At 66.4% G+C, this 15,315-nt stretch carries 16 protein-coding genes; 14 read left to right on the plus strand and 2 right to left on the minus strand.

Annotation, left to right across the window (positions count from 1 at the left end; genetic code table 11):
• Window positions 1-25 precede the first annotated feature (25 nt).
• Window positions 26-409, minus strand: coding sequence for a hypothetical protein (locus ABD301_RS34120; protein WP_344314324.1), 384 nt, complete (start codon window positions 407-409; stop codon window positions 26-28).
• A 177-nt stretch (window positions 410-586) separates the two neighbouring features.
• On the opposite strand from ABD301_RS34120, the gene ABD301_RS34125 reads away from it, so the two are divergent.
• The 4 genes from ABD301_RS34125 (at window position 587) to ABD301_RS34140 (ending at window position 3,433) form a co-directional block, all read left to right on the plus strand.
• Entirely contained in the window at window positions 587-1,069 is a 483-nt protein-coding gene (locus ABD301_RS34125) for a hypothetical protein (protein WP_344314325.1), read from the plus strand.
• Window positions 1,062-1,994: an alpha/beta hydrolase gene (locus tag ABD301_RS34130; RefSeq protein WP_344314326.1), complete on the plus strand. Its 933-nt coding sequence runs from the start codon at window positions 1,062-1,064 to the stop codon at window positions 1,992-1,994. Before ABD301_RS34125 ends, ABD301_RS34130 begins: the two co-directional genes overlap by 8 nt.
• 70 nt (window positions 1,995-2,064) lie before the next feature.
• A complete protein-coding gene (locus ABD301_RS34135) occupies window positions 2,065-2,706 on the plus strand; it encodes a DivIVA domain-containing protein (RefSeq protein WP_344314327.1) in 642 nt (213 codons plus the stop codon).
• Window positions 2,707-2,794: 88 nt separating this feature from the next.
• Window positions 2,795-3,433, plus strand: coding sequence for a DivIVA domain-containing protein (locus ABD301_RS34140; protein WP_344314328.1), 639 nt, complete (start codon window positions 2,795-2,797; stop codon window positions 3,431-3,433).
• Here the strand turns inward: ABD301_RS34140 and ABD301_RS34145 are convergent.
• Entirely contained in the window at window positions 3,430-4,845 is a 1,416-nt protein-coding gene (locus ABD301_RS34145) for a PucR family transcriptional regulator (protein WP_344314329.1), read from the minus strand. The two genes, ABD301_RS34140 and ABD301_RS34145, sit on opposite strands and share 4 nt — an antisense overlap.
• Before the next feature lie 120 nt (window positions 4,846-4,965).
• Here ABD301_RS34145 and uraD point away from each other — a divergent pair, with 120 nt between their 5' ends.
• From uraD to alc, 10 genes are read left to right on the plus strand one after another with little or no spacing between them, the layout of a single operon-like run.
• Entirely contained in the window at window positions 4,966-5,478 is a 513-nt protein-coding gene (gene uraD, locus ABD301_RS34150; RefSeq protein WP_344314330.1) for a 2-oxo-4-hydroxy-4-carboxy-5-ureidoimidazoline decarboxylase, read from the plus strand.
• Entirely contained in the window at window positions 5,475-5,783 is a 309-nt protein-coding gene (uraH, locus tag ABD301_RS34155; protein ID WP_344314331.1) for a hydroxyisourate hydrolase, read from the plus strand. Before uraD ends, uraH begins: the two co-directional genes overlap by 4 nt.
• An 8-nt stretch (window positions 5,784-5,791) precedes the next feature.
• On the plus strand, window positions 5,792-6,631 hold the full coding sequence (gene pucL / locus ABD301_RS34160; protein WP_344314332.1) for a factor-independent urate hydroxylase: 840 nt from the start codon (window positions 5,792-5,794) through the stop codon (window positions 6,629-6,631).
• Complete coding sequence (locus ABD301_RS34165) at window positions 6,628-7,983, plus strand: nucleobase:cation symporter-2 family protein (protein WP_344314333.1); 1,356 nt, start codon at window positions 6,628-6,630, stop codon at window positions 7,981-7,983. Before pucL ends, ABD301_RS34165 begins: the two co-directional genes overlap by 4 nt.
• A complete protein-coding gene (locus tag ABD301_RS34170; protein ID WP_344314334.1) occupies window positions 7,952-8,830 on the plus strand; it encodes an FAD binding domain-containing protein in 879 nt (292 codons plus the stop codon). Before ABD301_RS34165 ends, ABD301_RS34170 begins: the two co-directional genes overlap by 32 nt.
• Window positions 8,821-9,282 carry a (2Fe-2S)-binding protein gene (locus tag ABD301_RS34175; RefSeq protein ID WP_344314335.1) on the plus strand — a complete coding sequence of 154 codons (462 nt, stop codon included), beginning with the start codon at window positions 8,821-8,823 and terminating at the stop codon, window positions 9,280-9,282. The genes ABD301_RS34170 and ABD301_RS34175 overlap by 10 nt, the downstream gene beginning before the upstream one ends.
• The gene (locus ABD301_RS34180; protein WP_344314336.1) at window positions 9,279-10,625 is read left to right on the plus strand and encodes an 8-oxoguanine deaminase; all 1,347 of its coding nucleotides are present in this window, start codon (window positions 9,279-9,281) and stop codon (window positions 10,623-10,625) included. The genes ABD301_RS34175 and ABD301_RS34180 overlap by 4 nt, the downstream gene beginning before the upstream one ends.
• The gene (pucD, locus tag ABD301_RS34185; protein WP_344314337.1) at window positions 10,622-12,910 is read left to right on the plus strand and encodes a xanthine dehydrogenase subunit D; all 2,289 of its coding nucleotides are present in this window, start codon (window positions 10,622-10,624) and stop codon (window positions 12,908-12,910) included. Before ABD301_RS34180 ends, pucD begins: the two co-directional genes overlap by 4 nt.
• A complete protein-coding gene (gene allB / locus ABD301_RS34190; protein ID WP_344314338.1) occupies window positions 12,903-14,228 on the plus strand; it encodes an allantoinase AllB in 1,326 nt (441 codons plus the stop codon). Before pucD ends, allB begins: the two co-directional genes overlap by 8 nt.
• Window positions 14,225-15,274 carry an allantoicase gene (alc, locus tag ABD301_RS34195; protein WP_344314339.1) on the plus strand — a complete coding sequence of 350 codons (1,050 nt, stop codon included), beginning with the start codon at window positions 14,225-14,227 and terminating at the stop codon, window positions 15,272-15,274. Before allB ends, alc begins: the two co-directional genes overlap by 4 nt.
• The last annotated feature ends 41 nt before the right edge of the window (window positions 15,275-15,315 follow it).

Below are 15,315 nucleotides of genomic sequence, written 5' to 3' on the forward strand. Positions count from 1 at the left end.
TGATATAATAAGACAAGTAAGCCAATCACCTCCGGCTTACACAGAAATCGTGACAGGCTCCCTGCCAGACCGCCGGATACCGGTCCAGGAGCAGGACCGCGTCCTGGACCCGATGCTGAGCGGTGATCTCAGCCAACCGCAGTGCCGGCGCGAATTCGGACGCGCACCATTTCGCGGCCCGGGCCTGGGCTTCCATGACAGCGCCTGAATAAGTCGGAGCCTGGTCAATCGGCAACGGCGTCGCCGCGGCCACCCGCCGCCGCACCAACTCCGCAAACGACGCCTGCTGCTGCGCATCCACAAAAGCACGGATCCGCTCCCACTCCACCGCGACACCCACCAGCGCGTCCTCGTCCAGATCCGCCACCACGGGCACATCCTGGACGGACCACTGCAGCTGGTAACTCACAACACCCATCGTACACCTGTTCGAACACCGACTTTTCGTTGGGGTTGCTAACTAAAACAGCCCCAAAAACTCCATCAACAACTCCATGAATAATGCGCAATCACGATTCGACAAAGGAGTCGCTTGGTTGGCGCGCTACTTGACAGATCATGTCAAGTAGCGGCTAGGGTAGCGGCCGTGAGTACGACACGGATGCACGTGGAGTTGGTGGACGACCTCGTCGAGCGGGTGACCGTACGGCTGCTCGATCCGTTGGTGGTGTTGCTGCAGGACGACGAAGTCGTGGAGGCGTTGCGACAACGAGTCCGGATGGATGCCGAAATGTGGGCCGTGCAACTGCTCGGCCGGGATGAGCGGCTGGTCAACAGTGCCGCAGCGAGGCTGTTGGCCGCGCTTTATCCGAGCGACGAGGTCTTCGATCCGCCGCCGGCCTGGTGGGCGTCGCCGTTCGGGCGGGTGGTGTTGCGGCGGATGGGCCATCCGGCGCGAGAGCGGGTCACCTACGCCCAGGCGGGCGCGATGCTGGGCATCACCCGACAGGGCGTGCATGACCTGTTGGCGCGCGGCAAGTTGCGGCCGCACCCGGACGGCGGCGTCACCACTTCCTCGGTCCGTGATCGATCGGTCAGCCGTACGTCCAAAGGAGCGGAAAATGCTTGACCTCGTAGTGAAATCTGGCGAAGTGCCGATTGCCGTACGCGACTACGGCGGGTCAGGGCAAGCGATCCTGCTGCTGCATGGTGCCGGCGGCAACCTGGCGTCGTGGGATGTCGTGGGTCCGTTGCTGGCGGCCGATCACCACGCGGTGGCCGTGGATTTGCGTGGGCATGGCGAGTCCGGTGACGGGCCGTGGAGCTGGGCCGCGGTCATCGCGGATTTGGAGGCCGTGGTTGAAGAACTCGATCTGCGTCAGCCAGCTGTCGTGGGTCACTCGCTCGGCGGTGGATTGGCCGCCCGATGGGCCCGCCAGCACCCGGACTGCCCTGCGGTGGTGAACCTCGACGGTCACCGATCACCAGTCACCAGCCCGGAAAACCTTGACGCCGCTGCGGCCGGGGTTCCGTTGGAAAAGCTGTGCGAGGACATGGCGCGCCTCGACGCACAGTTCGATGCACAGATGGCCGCGATGGCAGTGCCTTTCAGTGACGAGCAGGTCGAGGCGATGCTGGCGGCTCGCCGCGCGGTCGCCGTGCAGTGCGGAACGGATCCAGATCGTTGGGAGGTTGTCGCCCGCCGCGGCCTCGCCCGCCGCGACGGCGCAACGTACCTTCGGCCTGATTTGGCGACCACCCAAGCGCTTCGGGGCAGCGTCCAGTCCGACAGCCTGCCGGTTTTCGCCGAGGTCGAAGTGCCGGTCTTGTTGGTGGTGGCCACCCGCAGCCTGCCCGAGGTGCCGCCGGACCTGGAGCCGCTGATGGTCGCCTTCCGGGCCGGCCTGCGCCGCGACCTGGCCGCGTTGGTGGCGACTCGGCCTCATGTCGAGGTCCGGGAGATCGACGCGTCCCACGGCGTACTGTTCGAAAAACCCCAAGAGGTCACCGAAATCATCACCGGCTACCTGGATTTGCCCAGTCGGGCAAGGTGATCTGCCCGGGACACCATGCCCTCCCTCGGTTGGCTGGCCGACAATGGTTTGTTCCAGGACGGGGGAAGAAATGCAGCCCAATGCCGCAGAAATCGTGCAGATCGTACGGGAAGTCACCGCCGGAATGGCCCCGCGGCTCGAAGCGCATCTGGTGGCCACGTACGGACCGAGTTGGCTGACTCGCGTCAACGCGCATCTCGGGGAGCAGGGGCTGCCGCCCGGCGGAGCTCTCGTGGAGCGTTTCTGTCTGGCCGTTTTCGGCCATGAACCAGCGACCCAGGGCTGGGCCGATGGGAATTTACGCCAGCAGGCGGTGGATCTCTTCCTGATGTCCGGTCCTGCGTACGAAGACCAGTCGATCGCGATGGTCGAGGTCGTCCGCGCCCGTGAGATCGCCGGTTCCTTCTCTCGGAATGACCAACCGTGCTACCCGCAACTGCCTGCTACCCCGGATCAGTTCGCCGCGATGATAGATAAGGCGGCTTTTCGCGGTCCGGCGCAGGGAATGCGAGGGTACGACGAGGGAGACGTCGACACTTTTCTGAACTGGGTGTCGAATCGGTGCCTCACGGGCGTCTTCGTGTTGCCCGCCGAGATCCAGAACGTCTCCTTCTCCAAACCGCAGCTTGGACGGCGGGGCTACGCCGAGCAGGAAGTAGATGAGTTCCTGGACTGGATGCAGGCCGCCGTGACAGCACTCCAGTCTCGGTGATTGTTTCGACGTCGTCTAGCTGATCAGCGCCCCCGCCTTGCCTTACCGGCCCATAATGGTCTGGTCTAAGTCAAGACGGGGGAAGAAAATGCTGGCGAACGCCACCGAAATCGTACAGATCGTACGCGAAGTCACCGCTGTGATGGGTCCGAAGCTCGAACGGTATTTGGCGGCCACGTACGGGCCGACCTGGCTGGAGATCGTCAACGGGCACCTGGCGCAGCAAGGGCTGTCACCCGGCGCTGCTCTCGTGGAGCGCTTCTGCCTCGCCGTTTGCGCGTACGATCCGGCGACCTTTGGCTGGGCCGGCGCGGATCGACGCCAGTTGGCGGAGGACCTTTTCGCCCTGGCCGGCCCGGCGTACGACGACCAGCCCATTCCGACGGCCGACGTGGTCCGGGCCCGCGAGATCGCCAGCGCCATACACGGGGGCAGCGGTTCGGATCACCAAGACCTCCCGGCCACGCCGAAGCAGTTCGCCGCGTTAATAGCGGAAGCAACCTTTCGCAAGCCGCCGCTGGGAAAGCGGGGCTATGCCGAGGACGAGGTCGACGGTTTCCTGGACTGGGTCTCGGAGCGCTGTGTCAGCGGGGCCTCCGTGTCGCCCGCCGACATCCAGCGCGCGGCCTTCCAAAAGCCTCCGCGAGGGCGGCGGGGCTACGACGAGCAGGACGTGGACGAGTTCCTGGAATGGATGAAAGCCACCTTGACGGCGTTCGAGTCTTAAAGGGTCAGGGCCAAATAGAAGTCCACCCGGTCGGGGAAGGACATCAGGTCGCGGCCGGTCAGTTCCTCGACCCGGCGGAGTCGATAGCGCAAAGTGTTGACGTGTACGTGCAAACGCTCTGCTGCCTGGTTCCAGGAGCCCGCGCATTCAAGGAAAACTCTCAGCGTCTCGACCAGCGAGGAGCGGTGTTCTTTGTCGTACGTGTAAACCGGCCCGAGCAGCCGGGTCCGGAACATCGTTCGCAGTTCCTCCGGCATAGCCGTCCTGAGCAACTGGTGCGAGGTCAGGTCTGTGCCGACGGCGACCGCGGCCGGCCCCGGCCGGTGGGCCGCGAGGCGGCAGGCGTCCGCGGCTTCGGTGGTGCCTGACCGGACCGCCGGCCAGCCGACCGGTGAAGACACGCCCACCGCCAGCCGGGCCGCACCGAGCCCCGGCTCCAGCACCCGTACGGCTTCGGTGATCTCACCGCCGGCCTGCGCGAGCGTACGGCCGCCGGTCGGCACGGACACGTACGCGATGCCGTCGTTCACTGTGACGCTGGGCGGCATCGCGCCGAGGTGCGCGCCAAGCTCGGCGAGTACGTCGACGGCGCCGTCTGGCCAACCGTTGAGCATCGTCGCGGCCAGGATGAACACAGTGTCGTCGGACGCCCCAGACGGGTCCGGAGCGGCCCGCCAAGCGGTCCATTCCGCCCGTACGAGCTCGACGAGCCGGTCGGTCAGCAGCCGCTGATCCGCCGACCAGCGTTCGCCGTCGCCCTCGACCGCGACGAACCAGCCGGCCAGCCGGTGGTCGCCGACCTGCGCGGGAAGCAGGGTGTGAGTGGCGATGCCGGGACCGTGCACGGCGGTGGGCAACTGGTCGGCGGACAGGTAGCGGCGGGCCAGCACCTGCCGGCGGGCGAGCGCCGGCGCCCGTCCGGTGCCGGCGATCATCCGGCCGGTCGGCGCCAACACCCAGCAACCGGCGGCCAGCTCGGCCGACACCGCCGCGAGGACCGTCGCCAGGTCGGCGGTGGCCGCCGGGAAAGGCAACCGGCGTTCGGCCGCGAGCGCCAGAACGACGTATTCGGTGATGACCGAGAACGACAGGTCGGCCGGGATTTCGAAGAGCGGCACGCCATGTCGCGCGCAGGCCGGCAGCAGGTCCGCGGGCAGCGAGTCGAGGCCCGCCGAACCCACCACCAGGCCGGCGACCCCGGACCGCGCGAGGGTGGCGAGGAACCGCTCGATGTCCGCCGGCCCCTGCCACCACATCAGCCCAGTCAGCACCAGCTCACCGCCGGACAGGAACCGGCCCGGGTCCAGCAGGTCGGTGGTGATGGTGCGGCGGACCTCCCGCTCCAGCCCGTCGGTTGCGGTGAGTAACCGCAACCGCAGGTCGGGTACGTCCAACAGGGCAGCGAGTCGCATGATTGGAGAAATCTACAAGAACAGTGCCCTCGGGCGCCGCTCATTTGGTGCTTTTGGTGACTGGCTGCCGGTCCTGCCAGCGGCTTTACTAACTGGTACGCCTACCGAGAGCGGGAGTAAATGCAGCAAGCCGCGGCCAGCGCTTCGCTGGCCACGTTCAACGCACTGCCCGCCGATGCCGCCGAAGAGCAGTTGCGGAGTTGCTGCGCCGCGCCGCTATGGATACACACAGTAGTCAGTCGGCGACCGTACGCGTCAGTGAACGAGGTGTTGACCGCTTCCGACGAGATCCTCGCCAGTGTCGGCTGGGCCGAGATCGAGCTCGCGCTGGCGGCGCACCCGCGGATCGGCCAGCGTGCCGCTGGGTCCGGTGCGGAGGCGAGGTGGTCTCGGCAGGAGCAGTCGGCGGCGGCGACCGACGACCAGCGGGTCGCCGCCGAGCTGGGCGACGGCAACGTCGCGTACGAGAGGCGTTTCGACCGGGTCTTCCTGATCTGCGCCACCGGGTTGAGCGCCGCCGAGATCCTCACCGCGCTGCGGGGCCGGCTGGAAAACGACGACGAAACCGAGGCCGCGGTGACCCGAGCGGAGTTGGCCAAGATCGTCCGGATCAGGTTGGAGCGGATCCTGTGAGCATTTCGACCCACATTCTGGACACCGCGACCGGCCGCCCGGCGGCGAATGTGGCCGTACGACTCGAAAAAGAGTCGGGAGCCGCGGTGGCTGAGGCGAGGACCAACGACGACGGCCGGATCCGGTGGGATTTTGAGGTGGAGCCGGGGATCTATCGGCTGGTCTTCGACACTGGCGGCTATCTTGGGCCGGACGCCTTCTATCCGGAGGCGTCGGTGACCTTCCGAGTGGCCGACCCGAGCGGTCATCTCCACGTTCCACTCCTGCTTGGGCCGTATTCGTACACCACCTATCGCGGCTCGTAAGGAAAAACATGGGCATCGTTCTGGGGGACAACTCGTACGGCAAGGCGGAAACGCGGCTGGTTTTCGTCGATCGGGCCGCGCCACAGCATCGGATCGTCGATTTCAATGTCACCACAGCGCTTTCAGGTGATCTGGCGGCGACCCACCTGACTGGCGACAACACCGATGTGCTGCCAACCGATTCACAGAAGAACACCGTTTTCGCCTTCGCCAGGGACGGCGTCGGCGAGCCGGAGGACTTCGCCGCCCGGCTGGCCCGGCATTTCGTGGAAAGCCAGCCGGCGATCCGATCGGCCACAGTGGACATCGAGTCGTACGGCTGGGATCGGATGACGGTGGGCGGCGCGCCGGCCCATCATTCGTTCGTACGCGCGGCGGGCACTCGTACGGCCAGCGTCACGTACGACGGGACGTTGTCGGTTTCGTCCGGCATCACGGACCTGGTCGTGCTGAACACCACCGGATCGGAGTTCTGGGGCTATCCCAAGGATCCGTACACGACCCTGGCCGAGACCAAGGACCGGGTGCTGGCGACCGCGGTGACCGCCCGGTGGCGGCACCGGGCCGGGTCTGACTGGGCCGTTTCGCACGCGGAGACTTTGCGGCTGCTGCTGGAAACCTTCGCCGAAGTGCACAGTCTTTCGTTGCAGCAGACCCTTTACGCGATGGGTCGGCGGGTACTCGAGGAGCGCGAGGAAGTGGCCGAGATTCGGTTGGAGTTGCCGAACAAGCATCACATCCCGGTCGACCTCAGCCCCTTCGGGCTCGACAATCCTGGCGTAGTCTTCCATGCCACAGATCGCCCGTACGGCCTGATTCAGGCCACCGTGACCAGGGACGACGCATGACCCATCCGGTTGACGAGGTGCCACCGGCCGGCAAGCTGCTGTCGCTGGGTTTGCAGCACGTGCTGGCGATGTACGCCGGCGCCGTCGCTGTCCCCTTGATCGTCGGCAGCGCGCTGCACCTGTCGAGCGCCGATTTGGCGTACCTGATCAGCGCGGACCTGCTGATCTCCGGAATAGCCACGCTGATCCAGTGCATCGGCGTGTGGCGGTTCGGGGTGCGGTTGCCGTTGATGCAGGGCTGCACTTTCGCCGCGGTTACCCCAATGGTGCTGATTGGTACGACCGGAGGCGGGATCAGGGCGGTTTACGGCGCTGTGATCGTGTCGGGTGTGGGCATGATCCTGTTGGCGCCGCTTTTCGGTCGGCTGCTGAGATTCTTCCCGCCGCTGGTGACCGGAACGGTGATCACGATCATCGGCCTGTCGCTGCTGCCGGTCGCGGCCAACTGGGCGGCCGGTGGGCAGGGCACGCCCGGATTCGGCAAACCGGCGAATCTGGCGCTGGCCCTCGGAGTTCTGGTGCTGATCCTGCTGATTCAGCGGTTCGCGCCGGGGTTCTGGAGCCGGATCGCGGTCCTGCTGGGCATTGTGATCGGTGCCGTGGTGGGCATCCCTCTCGGCTTCACGAATTTCTCGTCGGTGTCCGAAGTCGGGCTTTTCGGGGTGAGCACGCCGTTTCACTTCGGGCTGCCGACCTTTCAGCTGGCCGCGATCCTGTCCATGCTGGTCGTGATGCTGGTGACGATGACCGAGACGACCGGCGACATTCTCGCGGTGGGAGAGATCGCCCGGAAACCGGTCGATCGCCGGGTGCTCGCTGATGGGCTGCGCGCGGACGGACTGTCCACTGTGCTCGGTGGGATTTTCAACACCTTCCCGTACACGGCGTTCGCGCAGAATGTCGGCCTGGTCGGCTTGACCCGCGTTCGCAGTCGATACGTGGTGGCAGTCGGCGGCGGGTTTCTGGTGCTGTTGGGGCTGATCCGGCCGCTCGGCGAGACCGTCGCGGCCATTCCGGCGCCGGTGCTCGGCGGGGCCGGCGTCGTCATGTTCGGCACGGTTGCCGCGTACGGCATCAAAATGCTGGCCAAGGCCTCGTTGACCGGCAATAACCTCTTGTTGGTCGCGATATCGCTCGGCGTCGGCCTGGCGCCGACCGTCGTACCGACGCTCTACCAGCAGTTTCCGGGCTGGTTCCAGGTGATCGCCGGCTCCGGCATCAGCGCCGGCTGCGTGGTCGCCGTGCTGCTCAATCTGCTCTTCAACCATCTGCCGTCCGGTCGCGGTCGCGAACCGGAGCGGGAAATAACAGGAGACACCAGTGCGATTTCATCGCCCGCCCAGCCTGGCTGAGGCGCTGGCCATCAAGGCCGACAACCCGAAAGTGCTGCCGTTGGCCGGTGGCACCGACGTGATGGTGGCGGCGAACTTCGGCCGGCTGCCCGCCCGGGACGTCCTCGACCTGACCGACGTGCCAGAACTTTCCCAGTGGTGGCGGGAAGATGACCGCTACCTGATCGGCGGCACCGTGCCGTACGCGCGAATCATCGCGGAGCTGGCCGATGCGTTGCCGGGGCTCGCGATGGCCAGCCGTACGGTCGGCTCGCCGCAGATCCGCAACCGCGGCACCGTCGGCGGCAACCTCGGCACCGCGTCCCCGGCCGGCGACGCGCATCCGCCGCTGCTCGCCGGCCGCGCCGTCGTACGAGTGCAGTCCGTGCGAGGCGTGCGAAACATTCCGATCGACGACTATTTTGTCGGGCTGAAAAAGACTGCACTCGCGCCGGACGAGCTGGTGACCGCGATCGAGCTGGCGGCGGCGCCGGGACCGCAGCAGTTCGCCAAGGTCGGGACGCGTAACGCGATGGTGATCGCGGTGTGTTCTTTCGCGCTGGAACTGGATCCGGCCGCCAAACGGGTGGGGACCGGTCTCGGCTCGGCCGCGCCGACGCCCCGGCGCGCACCGGAAGCCGAGCGGTTCCTGGAAGACGAGCTTTCCGGTCGGTGGCTGGATCCGGGCCGGCCGCTGCCGCACGCGGTCGTACGGGAATTCGGGGAGCTGGTCGCGTCGGCGGCCGCGCCGATCGACGACGTGCGGTCGACCGCCGCGTACCGGCGGCACGCTCTTGGCGTGCTGGCCCGCCGGACGCTGGGCTGGACGTGGTTGGACTACCAGAAAGAAACCAGGCAATGCGCGTAAATCTGAGTGTCAACGGCCGCTCGCATGCGGCCGACAATGTCGGCGAGACCGAGAGCCTGCTTTTCCTGCTCCGCGAGCGGCTCGGGTATCCAGCCGCGAAAGGTGCTTGCGAGCAGGGCGAATGCGGCTCCTGTACGGTCCAGCTCAATGGCCGTCCAGTGTGTTCCTGCCTGGTCGCGGCCGGCCAGGCGGAGGGCGCCGAGGTCGGCACCGTGGAGGGCATGGCCCGCGGGGATGCCTTGCATCCGTTGCAGAAAGCGTTCTTGGACGCCGGCGCCGTCCAATGTGGATTCTGTACGCCCGGCCTGTTGGTCGCCGCTGACGACCTGCTGACCCGGGTGGCCGATCCCTCCGAAGCGCAGATTCGCGAGGCGTTGGCCGGCAACCTGTGCCGCTGCACGGGCTACGAAAAGATCATCGAGGCCGTACAAGCGGCGGCGAGGAAGTCATGACTCTCATCATCGACGGCGCCGCGGTGTCCACTGTGGACTCCGCAGGCACCGAGCACCCAACCGGTCACGTGGTCATCGCCGACGGCCGCATCCAGTCCGTCGCTTCAGGACGGGCGCCCAAAGGCCTGGATGGCGAGTACGTCGATGGCACCGGTTGCCTTTTGACGCCCGGCCTGGTCAACACCCATCACCATCTTTACCAGTGGGCGACCCGTGGGTACGCGCAGAACTCGATCCTTTTCGACTGGCTGACCGAGCTCTACCCCATTTGGGCGGGCTTGGACGCGGATATCGTGCACACCGCCGCGACCGCCGGCCTCACCCGACTGGCCCAGACCGGCTGCACGACCGCGGCCGACCATCACTATGTTTTTCCGTCCGGTGGCGGCGATGTCTTTGGCGCGCTGATCGGTGCCGGTGAACGGGTCGGCATTCGGTTGCACGCTGTCCGCGGCTCGATGGACCGCGGCGCCGCCGAGGGTGGGCTGCCGCCGGACAACCTGGTCGAGAAGACCGACGCGGCGCTGGCCGGAACCGCTGACGCCATCGCGAAATACCACGACCCGAGCCCGGACGCGATGGTGCGGGTAGCGGTCGGACCGTGCTCACCGTTCTCGGTGAGCGCCGAGTTGATGCGCGGTGCCGCCGAAATCGCCCGTGAAATGGGCGTCCGGATGCACACCCACCTGGCCGAGACGGTCGAGGAGGAACAGCAGTGCCGGGCCGAGTTCGGCTGCACTCCAGCCGAATACGCCGAGCGGTTGGGGTGGCTCGGTGACGACACCTGGCTGGCGCACGGCATCCATCTTTCCGACGTGGCCGTACAAAGGCTGGCGGCGACCGGCACCGGCGTCGCGCACTGCCCGAATTCCAACTCGCGGCTCGGCGCCGGAACAGCCCGCGTACGGGACCTCACGACTGCCGGCGCGCCAGTGGGGCTGGGGGTCGATGGGGCCGCCTCGCAAGAAGATGGCGGGCTCGTTCACGAGCTGCGGCAGGCGCTTTATCTCGCCAGGCAGCGCGGCGGCCCGTACGCCATGACCGTACGGGATGTGTTGCGGCTGGGGACGATGGGCGGCGCGCGTTGTCTTGGCCGGGAGAAAGAAATCGGCTCGATCGAACCGGGCAAGCTCGCCGATCTCGCGCTCTGGCGGCTGGATGGCTTCGAGCACGCCGGAATGACCGATCCAGTGGCCGCCATGGTGCTCGGGCCGGTGCCACCGCTGGCATTGTTGCTGGTGGGTGGGGAGCCGGTGGTGACTGACGGCAAGGTACGCGGAATGGACGAGCACGCGCTCGCGGTCGAGCTGCGGACCGCCAGCCAACAATTGGCCGCGCGATGACCAGAACAGCCCCGGACGTACGAATTGCCGGCGGGGTAGGAGAAAGTCCGCTGCGGCCGGACGGCGTGCCGAAAGTGCGCGGTGAATTCGCCTATTCCTCGGACCTTTTCGCGGACGACATGCTCTGGGGCGCGACATTGCGCAGCCCGCATCCGTACGCGCGAATCACCTCGATCGAGATCGCCGGCGCACTCGCGATTCCCGGAGTGCACGCGGTCCTCATCCACAGTGATGTGCCCGGCCCCAATCGGTACGGGCAGGAACATCAGGACCAGCCGGTGCTGGCCGAGGATATCGTTCGCTACCAAGGCGAAGCGGTGGCCGTAGTAGCCGCTGATCACCCGGAAACAGCTCGCCGCGCCGCCAAGGCCATCGCGGTCGAATACGAGGTTCTGACACCCATCGACGACGCGGTGAAGGCGATGGAACCTGGCTCGGCGCAACTTCACGAGCATGCGCCGAGAAATATCGTCCGGCACGTCCCGGTCCGGTTTGGTGACTCATCCGCGACCGCCCCGGTTGTGGTATCCGGCGACTATGAGGTCGGCATGCAGGACCAGGCCTTTTTGGGCCCGGAGTCCGGATTGGCGGTGCCGGCCGAGGATGGTGGGGTCGACCTCTACATCGCCACCCAGTGGCTGCACGTCGACCAGCGGCAGGTGACCGAGGCTCTTGGCCTGCCTACGGAGAAAGTGCGGCTCTCGCTGGCCGGTGTCGGGGGCGCTTTTGGCGGCCGCGAAGACCTGTCGATCCAGATCCACGCGTGCATGCTGGCTCTGCACACCGGACGCCCGGTGAAGATGGTCTACACCCGCGAGGAGTCGTTTTTCGGGCACGTCCACCGGCATCCGGCGGTGATGCATTACGAGCACGGCGCTGAGCTGGACGGAACGCTGGTCTACGTCAAGGCGCGGATCGTGCTGGACGGCGGTGCGTATGCGGCGACCACATCGGCGGTGACCGGTAACGCGGCGACGCTTGGTGTCGGCCCGTACGAGGTGCCCAATGTGGTGATGGACGCGTATGGGATGTACACGAACAACCCGCCGTGCGGCGCGATGCGCGGTTTTGGTGCTGTGCAGGCGTGTTTCGCGTACGAGACGCAGATGGACAAGCTGGCGGCCGAACTTGGCCTGGACCCGGTCGAACTCCGCATCCGCAATGCCGTCTCGGAGGGCTCGGTTTTGCCTACCGGACAGCGAATCGACGCGCCGGCGCCGGTCGCCCGCCTGCTGGAGCTGGTACGCGATCGGCCGCTGCCCGCGGTCTCGGTCGGCCCCGGCTCGATGCCGGGCGGCTATGCCAACACCACGCACGGCGAGTCGGTGGTGCGCGGGGTCGGTTATGGCATCGGGATCAAGAACGTCGGTTTTTCCGAGGGTTTTGACGATTATTCGACCGCGCGGGTACGGCTGCGGATCACCGCCGGTGAGCCGGTGGTCTCGGTGCACACGGCCGCCGCCGAGGTCGGGCAGGGACTTGTCACGCTGCAGGGGCAGATCGCGCGTACCGAGTTGGGCATCGAGCGGGTAGTGATCGAGCCGGCCGACACCAGCATCGGCAGCGCCGGGTCGAGCTCGGCTTCGCGGCAGAGTTATGTCACCGGCGGTGCCGTCCAGGCCGCCTGTCAGCAGCTGCGCGATGACCTGTTTTCGCTGGTACGCAAGCGGTTCGGCAGTGAGCTCAATGATCTGTCCATCTCTGGTGGGAAAGTTGTGTCGGCGCGTCGCGGCGGGCTGGTCGACCTGGTGGAACTGGTAGGGGATCGGACACTGGAAAAGGAGGTGCAGTGGCGGCACCGGCCGACCCAGCCGATCCACCCGAGGACCGGTCAGGGTTTCGCGCACGTCCAGTATTCTTTCGCGGCCCACCGGGCGGTCGTCGACGTGGACACCGAGTTGGGACTGGTGAAGGTTGTCGAGCTGGCCTGTGCGCAGGATGTCGGCAAGATCATGAATCCGACCGCGTTGCTTGGCCAGATCCACGGCGGATCCGCGCAGGGGCTCGGGCTCGCGGTGATGGAGGAAATCCAACTCGCGGGTGGAAAGCTCCTCAATCCGTCGTTCACCGACTATCTGATCCCTACCATCCTGGATATGCCGCCGATGAAAGTGGACGTCCTGGAATTAGCTGATCCGCATGCGCCCTACGGCCTGCGCGGGGTCGGGGAAGCGCCGACGATTTCGTCGACGCCGGCGATTGTCGCGGCGATCCGGGCCGCCACCGGCGTGGCGCTGACCCGAATCCCGGTACGACCCGAGCATCTCGCTTTCGCGCATGCCTGACCTTGACCTGGTGATCCGTGGCCGTGCCGTGGTCGGCGCTGAGCAGATTTCGTGTGGTGTCGGGGTAAAAGATGGTGTGATCGTCTCGTTGGATAATGGTTCGTACGCCGAAACGACGATCGAGCTCGCCGATGACGAGGTGTTGTTGCCGGGGTTGGTGGACAGTCATGTGCACGTCAACGATCCGGGCCGCGAGTCCTGGGAAGGGTTCGGCACCGCGACTCGGGCCGCCGCGGCCGGCGGCGTGACCACGATCGTCGACATGCCGCTGAACAGCATTCCGCCGACCATCGACGTTCCTTCGCTGCTAGTGAAGCAAAGGACGGCCGCCGACCGGATTCATGTGGATGTGGGTTTCTGGGGTGGCGCGGTGCCAGCCAGCCTCGGGAACTTGCTGCCACTGCATGAGGCCGGCGTCTTCGGTTTCAAGAGTTTCCTGCTCCACTCAGGCGTGGACGAGTTCCCCGCGCTGTCGCCAGCTCAATTCGCCTTGGCGATGACGGAACTGAGCGGGCCGGACGCGCTGATGATCGTTCATGCCGAGGACCGCGCGACGATCGACGCCGCGCCACCGCCGACCGGCGTCCACTACCGGGATTTCCTCGCTTCCAGGCCAGCCAACGCCGAGGATCTGGCGATTTCCGGGGTGATAGCGGCGGCCCGTCGGACCGGCGCACGCGTACACGTGCTGCATTTGGCCAGTGCGTCGGCGCTGGCCCTGATTGCCGCCGCGAAGGCGGATGGCGTGCGGATCACCGCGGAGACCTGCCCGCACTATCTGACGTTCTGCGCCGAGGAAATTCCGGATGGAGCCACACCGTACAAATGCTGCCCGCCGATTCGCGACGCGGCCAACCGGGAGTTGCTGTGGCGGGGGCTCGCCGACGGAATCATTGACTGCGTGGTGAGCGATCATTCGCCGTCCACACCTGATCTCAAGGATTTGGAACACGGGGACTTCGGTGTAGCCTGGGGCGGTATTTCCGGCCTCCAGTTGGGATTGTCGGCGGTGTGGACGCAGGCACGGGTTCGCGGCTTCACCCTCACGGACGTCGTACGATGGATGGCCGCCGGCCCTTCACAAGTGGCCGGCCTCGCCGGCAAGGGCGGGATCGCGGTCGGACGAGACGCGGATTTCTGTGTGTTCGCACCGGATGACGCGTACGTCGTGGATCCCAACCGGTTGTATCACCGGAATCCGGTCTCGGCGTACCAGGGCCGGGCACTGGCCGGAGTGGTCCGGCAGACGTGGTTGCGAGGTCACCGCGTCAGCGGCGAGAATCCTAGCGGAAGACTGTTGTCCAGAGGAGAACGATGACCGATCCGCAGTGGCTGCGGCTTCCCGACCTGGCCTCGCGAGCGCTCGGCGGCAGTGTCGTCTCAGCCAATGACGAGTTCTTCGCCGAGCGCGAGAATCTCATCAGATCCGAGGCTCCGGTGTTCAATCGGTACACTTTTGGCGCCAAGGGCCAGGTCTACGACGGCTGGGAGACTCGCCGCCGCCGCACCGAGGGTCATGACCACGCGGTGGTCCGGCTCGGAGTGCCCGGCGTGGTCCGCGGCGTCATCATCGACACTTCTTTCTTCACCGGAAACTTCCCGCCTTCCGCATCTGTCGAGGCATGCGGTGTCGAAGGATATCCGTCCCCGCTGGAACTGGAATCCGCGGACTGGCAACCGTTATTGCCGGCCAAGGCACTCACCGGCGACTCGGCGAACTTCTTCGCGATCGAGGATTCGCTTCGCTACACGCATGTACGCCTGTCGATCTATCCGGATGGGGGAGTGGCGCGGTTCCGGGTGCACGGTGAGCCGGTGCCGGACCCGCGGCTGCTCGATCTGTCCTCTGTGGACCTGGCGGCCCTGGAAAACGGCGGTCGGGTGACCGGCTGTAGCAACATGTTCTACGGTTCGCCGCAAAACCTGCTGCTGCCGGGGCTGGCCCGGGTGATGGGCGAGGGCTGGGAGACCTCCCGGCGGCGGGACGACGGCAACGACTGGGTGAGCATAAGGCTGGCGGCTCCGGGGGTGATCCGGTTGGCGGAGCTGGACACCTCGCATTTCAAGGGAAACGCACCTGGATTCGGCACCCTGCGCGGACTGATCGGCGGTTCGTGGGTGGAGTTGCTGCCTCGTACGCGCCTGCAGCCGGACACCCGGCACCGCTTCCGGCTGGCCGCGACCGACGTGGTCAGCGAGGTCCGGATGGATGTCTTCCCGGACGGCGGAATGGCCCGGCTTCGGCTTTTCGGTGCGGTTCCTGAGGAACTTCGCAAGCAGCTGGTGGCTGGTTGGTTCGACCGGCTGCCGGACGCGCAGGCCCGCGAGGTGCTGGCCACCGATCCGCATTTCGGGCGGCCGTAAAGCTACCGGGCCGGTATTCTCTTCTGCGTCCATCGGTTGAC

Source organism: Fodinicola feengrottensis (assembly GCF_039530045.1).
Taxonomy (GTDB): Bacteria; Actinomycetota; Actinomycetes; order Mycobacteriales; family HKI-0501; genus Fodinicola; species Fodinicola feengrottensis.